A 13345-nucleotide genomic window follows, 5' to 3' on the forward strand; every position below is an offset into this window, starting at 1 on the left:
ACACACCCCAGGAGGGACTCACCGCATGACCGTCACCGCATCCGACGCGGCCCCGGCCGTGGCCCACTTCCGGTTCTTCGAACTCGAGGTGCTCCGCACGCGCCGTCTCGGCCACTCGTTCCTGCGCGTCACGTTCGGCGGCGAGTCCCTCTCGGAGTTCCGCTCCGGCGGGTACGACCAGAGCCTGTCGCTCTTCCTCCCGGCCGAGGGCGCCGAGCACACCGTCCTGCCCTCCACGGACGAGGACACCTGGTTCGCCGCCTGGCGGGCGATCCCCGAGGCCGAGCGCCCGGTGATGCGCTCGTACACCGTGCGCGAGCAGCGCCGCACGCCCGAGGGCGTGGACGAGGTCGACATCGACTTCGTGCTCCACGGCGACTCCTCCCCCGCGTCCCGCTGGGCCGGGCGGGCCGTCGCCGGCCGCCGGGTGATGCTGATCGGGCCGGCCGTCGCGGAGAACAAGTCCGTGCGGTTCCAGCCGCCGGCCGCCACCGACGCCGTCCTGCTGTACGCGGACGAGACCGCGCTGCCCGCCGCCTCCGCCATCCTCGAACGACTGCCCGCGGGCACGCCGGTGAAGGCCTGGTTCGAGGTCCCGCACGAGGACGACCGGCTCGACCCGGTGACCCTCGCCGACGCGGACATCACCTGGATCGTCCGCGACCCCGCCCTGGGGCGCGAGCGCGCCGACCGGCTCGTGGACGCGATCCGCGCGGCCGAACTGCCCGCCGCGCAGGCCCCGTACGCCTGGATCGCCGGCGAGGCGGGCACGATCCGCGCGGTCCGCCGCCACCTCGTGCGGGAACGTTCCATCGACCGGCGCGCGGTGCGCTTCGTCGGCTACTGGCGCCTCGGCGCGAGCGAGGAAGAGCTGCTCGCCGAGGCCTACGCGGGCCAGGCTCCCAGCGAGGACGCCACCGCGACCCTGTAAGGCCTCGCGGACCTTCGGTCCCGCACACACAACTCCCGCGCCCCGCGCGGACATTGAGAGATGGGTCTCGGCTTTCGGCCGGGACCCATCTCTATTTGGTCTGAAACTTAGGCTAGGCTAACCTAAGACTTCTTCTTACTCCCCCCTCTTCCCCTGCCCGGAGGAAAGTTGATGCGTTCGCATCTGCTGAACGAGACGACCGCAGACCTCTACCGGCGTACCGTCACCGAAGGCGTCGAACGCGTCGCCGCGAAGATCGCGACCACGGAACGGCCCCACACCGGTATATCCGTCGACGAACTCGCCCCGGTCATCGACGCGATCGACCTCGACAAGCCCCTCGAGGACCCGGCCGCCGTACTGGACGAACTCGAAGAGGTCTACCTCCGGGACGCGGTGTACTTCCACCACCCGCGCTACCTCGGCCACCTCAACTGCCCGGTCGTCATCCCGGCCGTGCTCGGCGAGGCGATCCTCTCCGCCGTCAACTCCTCCCTCGACACCTGGGACCAGTCCATCGGCGGCACCCTCATCGAGCGCCGCCTGATCGACTGGACCGCGCGGCGCATCGGCCTCGGCGAGGGCGCGGACGGCGTCTTCACCTCCGGCGGCAGCCAGTCCAACTTCCACGCGCTGCTCCTGGCCCGCGACGAGGCCTGCCGCCTGGTCATGAAGCGGGCGCTGGACGAGGGTCGGGAACTGAGCAAGGCCGAGGTCCTGCCCAAGCTGCGCATCTTCAGCTCCGACGCCAGCCACTTCAGCGTGAAGAAGTCGGCGGCCATGCTCGGCCTCGGCTACGAGGCCGTCGTCTCCGTCCCGGTCGACCGCAACCGCCGCATGGACACCTCGGTACTCGCCCTGGAGCTGGAGGAGTGCGAGCGCGAGGGCCTCTTCCCGATGGCCGTCGTCGCCACCGCCGGCACCACCGACTTCGGGTCCATCGACCCGCTGCACGAGATCGCCCGCCTGGCCGGGCAGTACTCCACGTGGATGCACGTGGACGCCGCCTACGGCTGCGGGCTGCTGATCTCGCCCACCCGCCGGCACCTCCTCGACGGCATCGAGCGCGCCGACTCGGTCACCGTCGACTACCACAAGTCGTTCTTCCAGCCCGTGAGTTCCAGCGCCGTGCTGGTCCGGGACCGGGACACCCTGAGGCACGCCACGTACCACGCGGACTACCTCAACCCCCGCCGGATGGCGGAGGAGCGGATCCCGAACCAGGTGGACAAGTCCATCCAGACCACGCGCCGCTTCGACGCCCTCAAGCTCTGGATGACCCTGCGCGTCATGGGCGCCGACGGTCTCGGCTCGCTCTTCGACGAGGTCGTCTCGCTGGCCGCCGAGGGCTGGGACATCATCGACGCCGACGCGCGCTTCGAGGTCGTCGTCAAGCCGCAGATCTCCACGCTGGTCTTCCGCTACGTCCCCGAGGGCGACGTCCGCGCCGACCTCGTCGACGAGGCCAACCTGCACGCCCGCAAGGCCCTGTTCGCCTCCGGTGAGGCCGTCGTCGCCGGCACCAAGGTGGACGGCCGCCAGTACCTGAAGTTCACCCTCCTCAACCCGCAGACCACGACGGCCGACATCGCTGCCGTCCTCGACCTTCTCGCCGCACATGCCGAGCAGTTCCTGGGAGAATCCCTTGCCGTCCACCGCTAAGACCCACGACTTCATCGGCATCGGCGTCGGTCCGTTCAATCTGGGACTCGCCTGCCTGACCGCCCCGCTCGAAGAGATCGACGGTCTCTTCATCGAGTCGAAGCCGCACTTCGAGTGGCACGCCGGCATGTTCCTGGACGGCGCCCACCTGCAGACGCCCTTCATGTCGGACCTGGTCACGCTCGCCGACCCGACCTCGCCCTTCTCCTTCCTGAACTACCTGAAGGACAAGGACCGGCTGTACTCCTTCTACATCCGGGAGAACTTCTACCCGCTGCGGGCCGAGTACAACGACTACTGCCGCTGGGCCGCCGACCGCCTCGACAACGTCCGGTGGTCCACCTCGGTCACCGAGGTCACCTACGACGAGCAGGCCGGCCTGTACGAGGTCCACACCGACAAGGGCGAGACCCACCGGGCCCGCCGCCTGGTCCTGGGCACCGGCACCCCGCCGCACGTCCCGCCGACCTGCGAGGGCCTCGGCGGCGACTTCCTGCACAACTCCGCCTACATGCAGAACAAGGCGGAGCTGCAGAAGAAGAAGTCCATCACCCTCATCGGCTCCGGCCAGAGCGCGGCCGAGATCTACTACGACCTCCTCGCCGAGATCGACGTCCACGACTACCAGCTCAACTGGGTCACCCGCTCGCCGCGGTTCTTCCCGCTGGAGTACACCAAGCTGACCCTGGAGATGACCTCCCCCGAGTACGTGGACTACTTCCACGCACTCCCCGAGGACACTCGGTACCGGCTGGAGACCCAGCAGAAGAACCTCTTCAAGGGCATCGACGGCGACCTGATCAACGCCATCTTCGACCTGCTCTACCAGAAGAAGATCAGCATGCCGGGCCAGGTCCCGACCACCCTGCTGACCAACACCTCCCTGAACAGCACCGCGTACGACACCACCACGGGCACGTACACGCTGGGGCTGCGCCAGGAGGAGCAGGAGCGGGACTTCTCCCTCGCCTCCGAGGGCCTGGTCCTGGCCACCGGCTACAAGTACGCCTTCCCGGAGTTCCTGAACCCGGTGCGCGACCGCCTGAACTTCGACGGGCGCGGCCGTCTCGACGCCGCCCGCAACTACAGCATCGACACCACGGGCCGCGGGGTCTACCTGCAGAACGGCACCACCCACAACCACTCCCTCACCTCGCCCGACCTGGGCATGGCGGCGTACCGGAACGCGTACATCGTCGGTGAGCTCCTCGGCCGCGAGCACTACAAGGTCGAGAAGTCCATCGCGTTCCAGCAGTTCGCCGCCCCGGAAGGCACCCTCTGATGAGCACCACCGAACTCCTCTTCTCCCGCACCGACAAGGAACTCGGTTCCTTCGCCGTGCGCCCCCTGGACCCCTTCGCCGACGCGGAGCTGCTCCACGGCTGGGTCACCCACCCGAAGGCGTCGTTCTGGATGATGCAGGACGCCTCCCTCCCGGACGTCGAGCGCGAGTACATGCGGATCGCCGCCCACGAGCACCACCAGGCCTTCATCGGCCTGCACGAGGGCCGTCCCGCGTTCCTGATGGAGACCTACGACCCGTCCGAGCTGGAGCTGGTCGGCCTGTACGACGCCCGGCCGGGCGACGTCGGCATGCACTTCCTCGTCGCGCCGAGCGACACCCCGCTGCACGGCTTCACCCGCGCCGTGATCACCACGGTCATGGCCGCGGTCTTCGCCGACCCGGCCACCGAGCGCGTCGTGGTCGAGCCGGACGTCGCCAACACCGCCGTGCACGCCCTCAACGAGACGGTCGGATTCGTGCCGGAGCGCCAGGTCACCAAGCCGGAGAAGGAAGCCCTGCTGAGCTTCTGCACCCGCGAGCAGTTCGAGGCCGCCACGGCCGCCCAGGGGGTGTCCATATGAGCCTCTCCGACGCCGTCGCGCACCTGACCCCCGAACTGTGGGCCCGCGCCAACCGCGCCCTGGTCCGCAAGGGCCTCGCGGAGTTCTCCCACGAGCGCCTGCTGACCCCGAAGCCGCTGGGCTCCGACCTCTACTCGGTCCTCAGCGACGACTCCACCGTGGAGTACCGCTTCAAGGCGGTCCGGCACGCCCTCGACCACTGGTCGGTCGACGAGACCTCCATCACCCGCCACCGGGGCGGCGTCGAGCTGGAGCCGGACGCCCTCGACTTCCACATCGAGCTGCGCGAGACCCTGGGCCTGAGCGCCGAGGTCCTTCCGGTGTACCTGGAGGAGATCTCCTCCACCCTGGCCGGCACCGGCTACAAGTACACGAAGCCGCAGGTCTCCTCCGAGGTCCTCGCGAAGTCCTCCTTCCAGGACATCGAGACGGGCATGACCGAGGGCCACCCCTGCTTCGTCGCGAACAACGGCCGGCTCGGCTTCGGCGTGCACGATTACCTCTCGTACGCCCCGGAGACCGCCAGCCCCGTCCACCTCGTGTGGGTCGCCGCCCGCAAGGACGTCTCCACCTTCACGGCGGGCGCGGGCCTGGACCACGACTCCTTCATGCGCGAGGAACTCGGCGACGAGACCATCGGCGTCTTCGCCGAGCGGATGACCGCGCTGGGCCTGGACCTGGCCGACTTCCACCTCTTCCCCGTGCACCCCTGGCAGTGGTGGAACAAGACCACGGTCACCTTCGCGGCCGAGATCGCGGGCCGCCGCCTGGTGCTGCTGGGCGAGGGCCCCGACGCGTACCTCGCGCAGCAGTCGATCCGCACGTTCTTCAACCGGAGCGCGCCGCGCAAGCACTACGTCAAGACCGCCATCTCGGTCCTGAACATGGGCTTCATGCGGGGTCTGTCGGCCGCGTACATGGAGGCCACCCCGGCCATCAACGACTGGCTGCACCAGCTGATCGAGGGCGACGAGGTCCTGAAGTCGGTGGACTTCTCGATCATCCGCGAGCGCGCGGCGATCGGCTACCACCACCGCCAGTACGAGCGCGCCACCGACCGGTACTCCCCGTACCGCAAGATGCTGGCCGCGCTGTGGCGCGAGTCCCCGGTCAACTCGATCCAGGGTGACGAGCGGCTCGCCACGATGGCCTCGCTCCTGCACGTGGACGCCGAGGGCAAGTCCTTCGTGGGCGCGCTGATCGCGGAGTCGGGCCTCACCCCGACCGAGTGGCTGCGCTCGTACCTGAAGGCGTACCTGGTCCCGCTGCTGCACTGCTTCTACCAGTACGACCTCGCCTACATGCCGCACGGCGAGAACACCATCCTCGTCATCGAGGGCGGCGTGGTGAAGCGGGCGATCTTCAAGGACATCGCCGAGGAGATCGTCATCATGGACGCGGACGCGGTGCTGCCGCCCGCGGTCGAGCGGGTCCGGGCGGACATCCCCGAGGACATGAAGCTCCTGTCGATCTTCACGGACGTCTTCGACTGCTTCTTCCGCTTCCTCGGCGCGATCCTCGCCGACGAGGGCATCTGCGAGGAGGACACCTTCTGGAAGGCCGTCGCGGACTGCGGCCACGACTACCAGGAGTCCATGCCCCAACTGGCGGAGCGCTTCGAGCGGTACGACCTGTTCGCCGAGGAGTTCCAGCTGTCCTGCCTCAACCGTCTCCAACTGCGCAACAACAAGCAGATGGTCGACCTCTCCGACCCGTCGGCGGCCCTCCAGCTGATCGGCGACCTCAAGAACCCCGTCGCGCCCTTCGCCCGACGGTGACCGACCCGCGGGCGGGCTTCCGATACGGTCCCTCGGAAGCCCGCCCGCGCCCTTGCGCCCGCCTGCCCGCCTGCCCGCCTGCCGCGTCACCGGGTCACCGGGTCACCGGGTCCAGGGAACGTCCGGCGCCCGGAAGTAGCCGATGCCCTGCGCGTCCAGCCTCGGGCCCTGGGCCGCCAGCCGCTCCCGGTAGTCGTCCCAGCCCAGCGCCGCCGCCGGCGACCAGCCCAGCTCGGCCAGCCCCAGCACCCTGGGGAACGCCAGGTACTCCCAGTCCTGCCGGGTGGCGACCGTCTCGGTCCACAGCGGCGCCTCCACACCCAGCACCGCCGACTCCGGGACCCCGGGCAGGTAGGTCCCCGGGTCCCAGGAGTAGGCCCGCCGCACCGGCACGTACCCGGCCCACGCCAACCCCGGCTTCGTCTCCTTGTCGTACTTCATGTCGAGGTACAGGCGGTCCGCCGGGGACAGGATCACCGGGTGGCCCGCCTTCGCCGCCGCCGCCACGCCCGCCTTCTCGGCCGCCGACGTCCGGTCGTGTCCCCAGTACTGGAGCACCGCGCCCGCCGCCGGTCGCGCCGAGGCCAGTTGGTGCCAGGCCACCACCGTCTTGCCGTACGTGCCGACGACCGCCTGCGCCCGGTCCATGAAGGCCGCGTAGTCCGCCGCCGGCGTCGAGTGCGCCTCGTCCCCGCCGATGTGCAGGTACTTCCCCGGGGTCATCTCCGCGAGCTCGCCGAGCACCTCGTCGATGAACTCGTACGTCCGCTCGCTGTCCACGCACAGCGAGCTGAAGCCCACCTTGATCCCGGTGTACCGCTCGCGCGCCTTGCCGTCGCAGTTCAGCTCGGCGTAGGAGGCCTGGGCCGCGTTGACGTGTCCGGGCATGTCGATCTCGGGGACGACGTCCACGTACCGCCGGGCCGCGTACGCGACCAGTTCCCGGTACTCGTCCTTTGTCCAGTGGCCGCCCGGGCCGCCGCCGACCTCGCCGGCGCCGCCGTACTCGGCGAGCCGCGGCCAGGAGTCGCTCGCGAGCCGCCAGCCCTGGTCGTCGGTCAGGTGCAGGTGCAGGGTGTTGACCTTGTACTGGGCGAGCTGGTCCACGTACCGCTTCACCTGCTCCACCGGGAAGAAGTGGCGGGCGATGTCGATCATGGCTCCCCGGTACGCGAACCGAGGCGTGTCCTGCACCCTGCCGCCCGGCACCGTCCCCGCGCCCCGCGCCGGCACCAGTTGCCGCAGGGTCTGCCCCGCGTGGAACAGCCCCTCGGGGGTGCGCGCGGTGAGCGTGACCCCGCTCGGGCCGGCGTCCAGTCGGTAGCCCTCCTCGCCGAGCGCGCCGGCATCCCGGTCGAGCCGCAGCCGGATCCCGTCCCCCTCCGCCCCGACCACCACGGGCAGCGGCAGGCCGGCCGTCGCGCGCAGTTGCCCGGCGAGCAGCTCCCCGACCTGCCGCACCTCCGGGTCCGAGCCCGGGGCGGTACGGAGCACCGTGCCCGCCCCGAACGCGTACCCGGCGCCCTCGGCCCGCGCGGACACGGGTGCGGGCAGCAGCCGTTCGTAGGGGGTGGGCGCGGTGGCGAGCGCGCCCCCGGGCCGGGAGTCGTCGCCGTGGGCGGCGGTGCAGGAAACGGCCGCCGCGCCGAGGGCGAGGAGGGCACCGAGCGTGCGTCGCAGGACTCTCATGACCTCAGGTATAGGCCAATCGGGCACGACACGCCGATGCGAGAATCGCGGGATGGCGGAAATCATCCAGAAGGACGGCACGTGGACCTTCGACGGGGACGCGGTGCGCATCGTGCCGGGCCGCGACAAGGAGGTCGGCCCGCTGCGGCAGGCCCTCGGGGAACTGCTCGTGCCGCTGGGCGCGATCGCCGGCGTCTCCTACGAACCGGGCCGCAGGTCGGGCCGGTTGCGGCTGCGGCTGCGTGACGGCGCCGATCCCCTGCTCCAGGTGACGGGCGGGCGGCTGCCGGAGACCTCGGACCCCTACCGGCTGACCGTGGAGTCGGACCGCACCGGAGTGGCGGAGTACTTCGTCGACGAGATCCGCAACGCGCTCCTGCTGGACCAGGTGGACCCCGGCCCCAGCGACCGCTACCTGCTGCCGGGTCCGGCGGTGCCGATCACCGCGAGCGGGGGCGACGGCACGGTGGCCTTCGACGGCGACCGGATCACCCTGGACTGGAACTGGACGGCGGAGGACGCCAAGCAGTCGGCGGGCTCCCGGCAGTTCCGGGTCGCCGATCTCCGGGGTGTGGAGTGGGCCCCGTCCCGGGGGCTCTCCAACGGCGTGCTGCGGTTCACCCCGGCGGGGGCGCAGGCGCCGCCGTCCCCCAAGTACGACCCGTACGCGCTGGAGCTGTTCGGCACGGGCCGCAAGGAGCTGGCGACCGCGCTGGTCGCGGCGGCCGTGGCGGCCCGCCTGCCGCACCCGGCCCCCGCCCCGGCCCCCGCCCCGGCCGCGCTCCCGGCGGACGGCGCGGACCACGACGCGCTGTTGCGTCGGCTGCGCGAGCTCGGGGAACTGCACACGTCGGGCCTCCTCACGGCCGAGGAGTTCTCGACGGCGAAAGCGGCGATTTTGCGCCGTTTCTGACCGACCAAGACCGGAATTACCCATTCTCCTGGTCCAGACCAGCCCGATCCTGCCCGGATTCGGGCAGGATCTTTGCATTCCGGCCCACATCCCGCGAGTATCTACGGGTGCTCGACCGCCGCCCGTCACATGACGATCTCGTCGACCACCTGGTGCGCAGCACCTCGCTCCAGCGGGGCGAGGCGGCCCGGGTGGTACTCGACGTGCTCGCCTACTTCGACGAGACGACGGAGGAATTCGTCCGCCGCCGCCACCGTGAACTGCAGTCCGGTGGCGCGGTCAACACGGAGATCTTCGAGCGGATCGCGGCCGAACTGCCGCACCGCGCCGTGGCGCCGCCGGAGCTCTCGCTCCGGCAACTGCGCCGCATCGTCTACGGCTGACCGGTGACCGCGCGGACGGACGCGCGGAGACGACCGGAGCACTCGTTCAGGACTTCAGGAGGGGCAAAACCGTATGTGCGGAATCGTGGGTTACATCGGCAAGCGTGACGTGGCACCGCTGCTGCTGGAAGGCCTCCAGCGGCTGGAGTACCGGGGTTACGACTCCGCCGGCATCGTCGTCAACAGCCCGAAGTCCGCGGCCCTGAAGGTCGTCAAGGCCAAGGGTCGCGTCCGCGAGCTGGAGTCCCGGGTCCCCAAGCGCTTCGCCGGCACCACCGGCATCGCCCACACCCGCTGGGCCACCCACGGCGCCCCCAGCGACATCAACTCGCACCCGCACCTGGACGCCGACAACAACGTCGCGGTCGTCCACAACGGCATCGTGGACAACGCCTCCGAGCTGCGCGCCAAGCTGGAGTCCGAGGGTGTCGTCTTCCTCTCGGAGACCGACACCGAGGTCATCGTGCACCTCGTCGCCCGCTCCACGGCCGACACCCTCGAGGAGAAGGTCCGCGAGGCCGTCAAGGTCATCGAGGGCACGTACGGCATCGCCGTCATGCACGCCGACTTCCCGGACCGCATCGTCGTGGCCCGCAACGGCTCCCCGGTGGTCCTCGGCATCGGCGAGAAGGAGATGTTCGTCGCCTCGGACGTCGCCGCGCTGGTCGCCCACACCCGCCAGATCGTCACCCTCGACGACGGCGAGATGGCCACCCTCAAGGCCGACGACTTCCGCACCTACACCACCTCCGGCACGACGACCACCGCCACGCCCGAGACCGTGGAGTGGGAGGCCGCCTCGTACGACATGGGCGGTCACGACACGTACATGCACAAGGAGATCTCCGAGCAGTCCGACGCGGTCGACCGCGTCCTGCGCGGCCGGATCGACGACCGCTTCAACACCGTGCACCTGGGCGGCCTGAACCTGGACCCGCGCGAGGCGCGCGGCATCCGCCGGGTCAAGATCCTGGGCTGCGGCACCTCGTACCACGCGGGTCTGATCGGCGCCGGCCTCATCGAGGGCCTGGCCCGCATCCCCGCGGACGCCGAGCCGGCCTCCGAGTTCCGCTACCGCAACCCGGTCGTGGACCCCGACACCCTCTACATCGCGGTCTCCCAGTCCGGCGAGACCTACGACGTCCTCGCGGCCGTCCAGGAGCTCAAGCGCAAGGGCGCCCGCGTCCTCGGCGTCGTGAACGTGGTCGGCTCCGCCATCGCCCGCGAGGCCGACGGCGGCGTGTACGTGCACGCCGGCCCCGAGGTCTGCGTCGTCTCCACCAAGTGCTTCACCAACACGGTCGTGGCCTTCGCGCTGCTCGCCGTGCACCTCGGCCGGATCCGGGACCTCTCGGTCACCGACGGCAAGCGGATCATCGAGGGCCTGCGCAAGCTGCCCGCGCAGATCCAGGAGATCCTCGAAGGCGAGGAGGACATCAAGAAGCTGGCGGCCGAGTACGCCGACGCCAAGTCGATGATGTTCATCGGCCGGGTCCGCGGTTACCCCGTGGCCCTGGAGGCCTCCCTGAAGCTCAAGGAGATCTCCTACATCCACGCCGAGGCCTACCCGGCCTCGGAGCTCAAGCACGGCCCGCTCGCGCTCATCGAGCCGGCGATGCCGACGGTCGCGATCGTCCCGGACGACGACCTGCTGGAGAAGAACCGCGCGGCGCTGGAGGAGATCAAGGCCCGCAGCGGCCGCATCCTCGCGGTCGCCCACCGCGAGCAGGAGAAGGCCGACCACACGATCCTCGTGCCCAAGAACGAGGACGAGCTCGACCCGATCCTGATGGGCATCCCGCTCCAGCTCCTGGCGTACCACACCGCCCTGGCCCTGGGCCGGGACATCGACAAGCCGCGCAACCTGGCCAAGTCGGTCACCGTCGAGTAGTCGAGCGGTCGGACGACAGCACGCGCGGAAGGCCCCCGGGGGATCACGTCCCCCGGGGGCCTTCCGCGTTCCTCACGGCTCCCTCGTACGGCTCAGCTCGCGGGCACCGCGTCCCCGCGGGCCCTGCTGCCGAGCGCCACCGGCCAGTGCGCCAGCGCGGCCGTGGCCCCGTACCAGGCCAGCAGCCCGGCGACCGCCGCCACCCAGCCGGCGATCTTGGCGAGCAGGCCGCTGTCGGCGAAGGCCCCCACCGCGAGGAGCAGCAGGGAGAGGGTGAACAGGGCGTACACGCCCTGCCCGAACAGTCCGCTCGCCGCCCCCACCGTGAGGGTCAGGCCGAGCAGGGCGAACAGGACGAGGAACGCTCCGGCGGCATCCGCCGAAACCTTTCCGTCGGCCCCCGCGGCCCAGGTGAACCAGAAGGCGCCGAGTCCCGCGAACGCGGTGCCGTTGAAGCCGTTGCCGCCCCGGAATTCCAGGATCCCGAGGACGAACAGTGCGAGACCGCCGACGTAGGTGGCGAGCGACACGGAGTTCGCGACGGTCACGCCGTCGATGATGCCGGTGTGGCCGATACCGAACGCGAGAAGGGTGAGACCCAGGGCAATGTGCCCGAGGGTCGAAGTAGAGGCCGTGCTTCCCGCAGAGACACCGTTGTCCACGGCGGGCTCCCTTCGATCTGCAGTTGTTTGCTGCGTCCCAGCAGCACTTATCTACCCTTTACATGAGGGTTCACAACCGCACGAACGGCGTACAGAGGGTCACGGAATGACAACAACCGGTCGCTGGGCCCGCTTGGCCAGGCGGCCCGCCACCGAGCCGAAGATCCGGCCCACGATGCCGTGCGTGGAGCCGACCACGATGGCGTCGGCCGAGTACTCCCGGCCGACCTCCTCCAGCTCGTGGCAGATGTCCCCGCCCCGCTCGACCAGGATCCAGGGCACCTCGGACAGATAGTCCGCGCAGGCCAGCTCCAGTCCCAGCACCTCGGTGCGATGGTCCGGGACGTCCACGAAGACGGGGGGCTCACAGCCGGCCCACACCGTGGTGGGCAGCCGGTTGGCCACGTGCACGATGATCAGACCGGATCCGGAGCGGCGGGCCATCCCGATGGCGTACGCGAGGGCCCGCTCACTGGAGGTCGAGCCGTCGAAGCCCACCACGACGCCGTGCCGGAAGGCCGGGTCGCAGGGATGGCGTGTCTGTTCCACCGCGCGCAGGTCGGCCGACGCGGAGTCGGCGAGGGGTTTGCGCTTGCGGTCCGCGGGTTCGGAGAATTCGTGACCGGCCATGGTGTCTCGGCGAAGGGTCCTCGGGGGAAGCGACAGGGACGATATCGGCGACGCAGTGTGACGGAGCTCTGTCCGGGAAGCATCTTCCCAAGCCCATACCCTCCAGGGTACGGCGACACTCCTGTCCTGCACAGGGCATGCCGCCCTTGGAGAGCGTCCCAGGGAGCATGCCGGAGCGACGGCGCGTTGGCAATGTCGGCTGGCCCCTACAGCCAGTGACGAGGAGAGCGGGCACCACCCGTGCGCGCAGTGACCGAGCCCCTCCGGACACCGTTGGACAGGCGTCCGACCGTCCAGGAAGAGCCCGCAGGGAGTACGCCGTGCCCGGCCGTCCGGTCCACCCCGTCCAGCCCGCTCCGCCGACGCGTTCCGTCCCTCCCGGCACGACGCCGCGTTCCGGCGTCCGCTCCGGCGCGCACTCCGGCGACGCGACACCGCGTATCGCGCCCGCCCCTCTTCACTCTTCCGTGCGTCTTCACCCTTCCGTGCGTCGCGCCCGACCCCCGCACGAGGACCCCGCGGGTGACGTGGTGCGCTGGGCCGTCTTCAGTTGCCTGCTCGTCCCCGTGGTCCTGGTCGTCTACGGAACCTCCTTCGGCGGGGCGGCCGTCGCGACCCTGGGTCTCGCCGCCGTCACCGCCGCCTGCCGGGCGCTGCTGCGTCACTCCGTGGAGGCGGAGCGATCCGCGACCCGGGGGCCCGCCGAGGAGCCGTTCGCGCCCGATCGGCGCGGCCGGCACGCGCGCGGCGGGGCCGGTTCACACCGCGGTCGCCGCGGTTCCGAGGGCATCTCCCCTGTCGGCTGACCGATTCGCACGTACACACCCGCCTGTTTTCAGCCAACTTCCCGGCAGGTCGCCCCCCTTGCCGGAATGTCCCCCCAACCCCCCCATCACCAGCGACGACAGAGCTCCGGGGGGGCTCGCGACCCTACGGGTAC

The 13345-nt window shown here is 70.4% G+C and carries 12 protein-coding genes; 9 read left to right on the forward strand and 3 right to left on the reverse strand.

From position 1 onward, the window contains the following. The first annotated feature begins 25 nt into the window (after positions 1 to 25). The 5 genes from ACFYW3_RS08560 to ACFYW3_RS08580 all read left to right on the forward strand — a co-directional run bounded on the left by ACFYW3_RS08560 (position 26) and on the right by ACFYW3_RS08580 (position 6237). A complete protein-coding gene (locus ACFYW3_RS08560) occupies positions 26 to 931 on the forward strand; it encodes a siderophore-interacting protein (RefSeq protein WP_389385896.1) in 906 nt (301 codons plus the stop codon). A 171-nt stretch (positions 932 to 1102) separates the two neighbouring features. Then, on the forward strand, positions 1103 to 2593 hold the full coding sequence (locus tag ACFYW3_RS08565) for an aspartate aminotransferase family protein (RefSeq protein ID WP_351755562.1): 1491 nt from the start codon (positions 1103 to 1105) through the stop codon (positions 2591 to 2593). After that, positions 2577 to 3875 carry a lysine N(6)-hydroxylase/L-ornithine N(5)-oxygenase family protein gene (locus ACFYW3_RS08570; RefSeq protein ID WP_389385897.1) on the forward strand — a complete coding sequence of 433 codons (1299 nt, stop codon included), beginning with the start codon at positions 2577 to 2579 and terminating at the stop codon, positions 3873 to 3875. Before ACFYW3_RS08565 ends, ACFYW3_RS08570 begins: the two co-directional genes overlap by 17 nt. Then, positions 3875 to 4459 (forward strand): GNAT family N-acetyltransferase, encoded by a 585-nt coding sequence (locus tag ACFYW3_RS08575; protein WP_351755567.1) that lies wholly within the window; start codon positions 3875 to 3877, stop codon positions 4457 to 4459. Before ACFYW3_RS08570 ends, ACFYW3_RS08575 begins: the two co-directional genes overlap by 1 nt. After that, positions 4456 to 6237 carry an IucA/IucC family siderophore biosynthesis protein gene (locus tag ACFYW3_RS08580; protein ID WP_351755570.1) on the forward strand — a complete coding sequence of 594 codons (1782 nt, stop codon included), beginning with the start codon at positions 4456 to 4458 and terminating at the stop codon, positions 6235 to 6237. The genes ACFYW3_RS08575 and ACFYW3_RS08580 overlap by 4 nt, the downstream gene beginning before the upstream one ends. Positions 6238 to 6339: 102 nt before the next feature. Here the strand turns inward: ACFYW3_RS08580 and ACFYW3_RS08585 are convergent, their stop codons facing one another. Beyond that, positions 6340 to 7926, reverse strand: coding sequence for a beta-N-acetylhexosaminidase (locus tag ACFYW3_RS08585; RefSeq protein WP_389385898.1), 1587 nt, complete (start codon positions 7924 to 7926; stop codon positions 6340 to 6342). A gap of 52 nt (positions 7927 to 7978) precedes the next feature. Between ACFYW3_RS08585 and ACFYW3_RS08590 the strand changes: the two genes are divergently transcribed. The 3 genes from ACFYW3_RS08590 (at position 7979) to glmS (ending at position 11113) form a co-directional block, all read left to right on the forward strand. Further along, on the forward strand, positions 7979 to 8839 hold the full coding sequence (locus tag ACFYW3_RS08590) for a DUF4429 domain-containing protein (RefSeq protein ID WP_351755576.1): 861 nt from the start codon (positions 7979 to 7981) through the stop codon (positions 8837 to 8839). A 107-nt stretch (positions 8840 to 8946) separates the two neighbouring features. Further along, positions 8947 to 9222, forward strand: coding sequence for a hypothetical protein (locus ACFYW3_RS08595; protein WP_053674701.1), 276 nt, complete (start codon positions 8947 to 8949; stop codon positions 9220 to 9222). 73 nt (positions 9223 to 9295) lie between these two features. Further along, positions 9296 to 11113, forward strand: a complete 1818-nt coding sequence (glmS, locus tag ACFYW3_RS08600; protein WP_389385899.1) for a glutamine--fructose-6-phosphate transaminase (isomerizing) — start codon at positions 9296 to 9298, stop codon at positions 11111 to 11113. A gap of 92 nt (positions 11114 to 11205) precedes the next feature. Here the strand turns inward: glmS and ACFYW3_RS08605 are convergent, their stop codons facing one another. Both ACFYW3_RS08605 and ACFYW3_RS08610 read right to left on the reverse strand, forming a co-directional pair. Then, positions 11206 to 11775: an acetate uptake transporter gene (locus tag ACFYW3_RS08605; protein ID WP_351755578.1), complete on the reverse strand. Its 570-nt coding sequence runs from the start codon at positions 11773 to 11775 to the stop codon at positions 11206 to 11208. A 99-nt stretch (positions 11776 to 11874) separates the two neighbouring features. Then, the gene (locus tag ACFYW3_RS08610; protein WP_053674694.1) at positions 11875 to 12405 is read right to left on the reverse strand and encodes a universal stress protein; all 531 of its coding nucleotides are present in this window, start codon (positions 12403 to 12405) and stop codon (positions 11875 to 11877) included. A 485-nt stretch (positions 12406 to 12890) separates the two neighbouring features. On the opposite strand from ACFYW3_RS08610, the gene ACFYW3_RS08615 reads away from it, so the two are divergent. After that, positions 12891 to 13211 (forward strand): hypothetical protein, encoded by a 321-nt coding sequence (locus ACFYW3_RS08615; RefSeq protein WP_351755581.1) that lies wholly within the window; start codon positions 12891 to 12893, stop codon positions 13209 to 13211. The last annotated feature ends 134 nt before the right edge of the window (positions 13212 to 13345 follow it).

The sequence above is a fragment of the Streptomyces sp. NPDC002602 genome, assembly GCF_042889445.1.
GTDB lineage: Bacteria > Actinomycetota > Actinomycetes > Streptomycetales > Streptomycetaceae > Streptomyces.

Bases quoted from the DNA above. Each gene is read 5' to 3' on its own strand.
- ACFYW3_RS08575 (WP_351755567.1), top strand. From the start codon at position 3,875: ATGAGCACCACCGAACTCCTCTTCTCCCGCACCGACAAGGAACTCGGT.
- ACFYW3_RS08585 (WP_389385898.1), bottom strand. From the start codon at position 7,926: ATGAGAGTCCTGCGACGCACGCTCGGTGCCCTCCTCGCCCTCGGCGCG.
- glmS (WP_389385899.1), top strand. From the start codon at position 9,296: ATGTGCGGAATCGTGGGTTACATCGGCAAGCGTGACGTGGCACCGCTG.
- ACFYW3_RS08610 (WP_053674694.1), bottom strand. From the start codon at position 12,405: ATGGCCGGTCACGAATTCTCCGAACCCGCGGACCGCAAGCGCAAACCC.
- ACFYW3_RS08565 (WP_351755562.1), top strand. From the start codon at position 1,103: ATGCGTTCGCATCTGCTGAACGAGACGACCGCAGACCTCTACCGGCGT.
- ACFYW3_RS08590 (WP_351755576.1), top strand. From the start codon at position 7,979: ATGGCGGAAATCATCCAGAAGGACGGCACGTGGACCTTCGACGGGGAC.
- ACFYW3_RS08580 (WP_351755570.1), top strand. From the start codon at position 4,456: ATGAGCCTCTCCGACGCCGTCGCGCACCTGACCCCCGAACTGTGGGCC.
- ACFYW3_RS08560 (WP_389385896.1), top strand. From the start codon at position 26: ATGACCGTCACCGCATCCGACGCGGCCCCGGCCGTGGCCCACTTCCGG.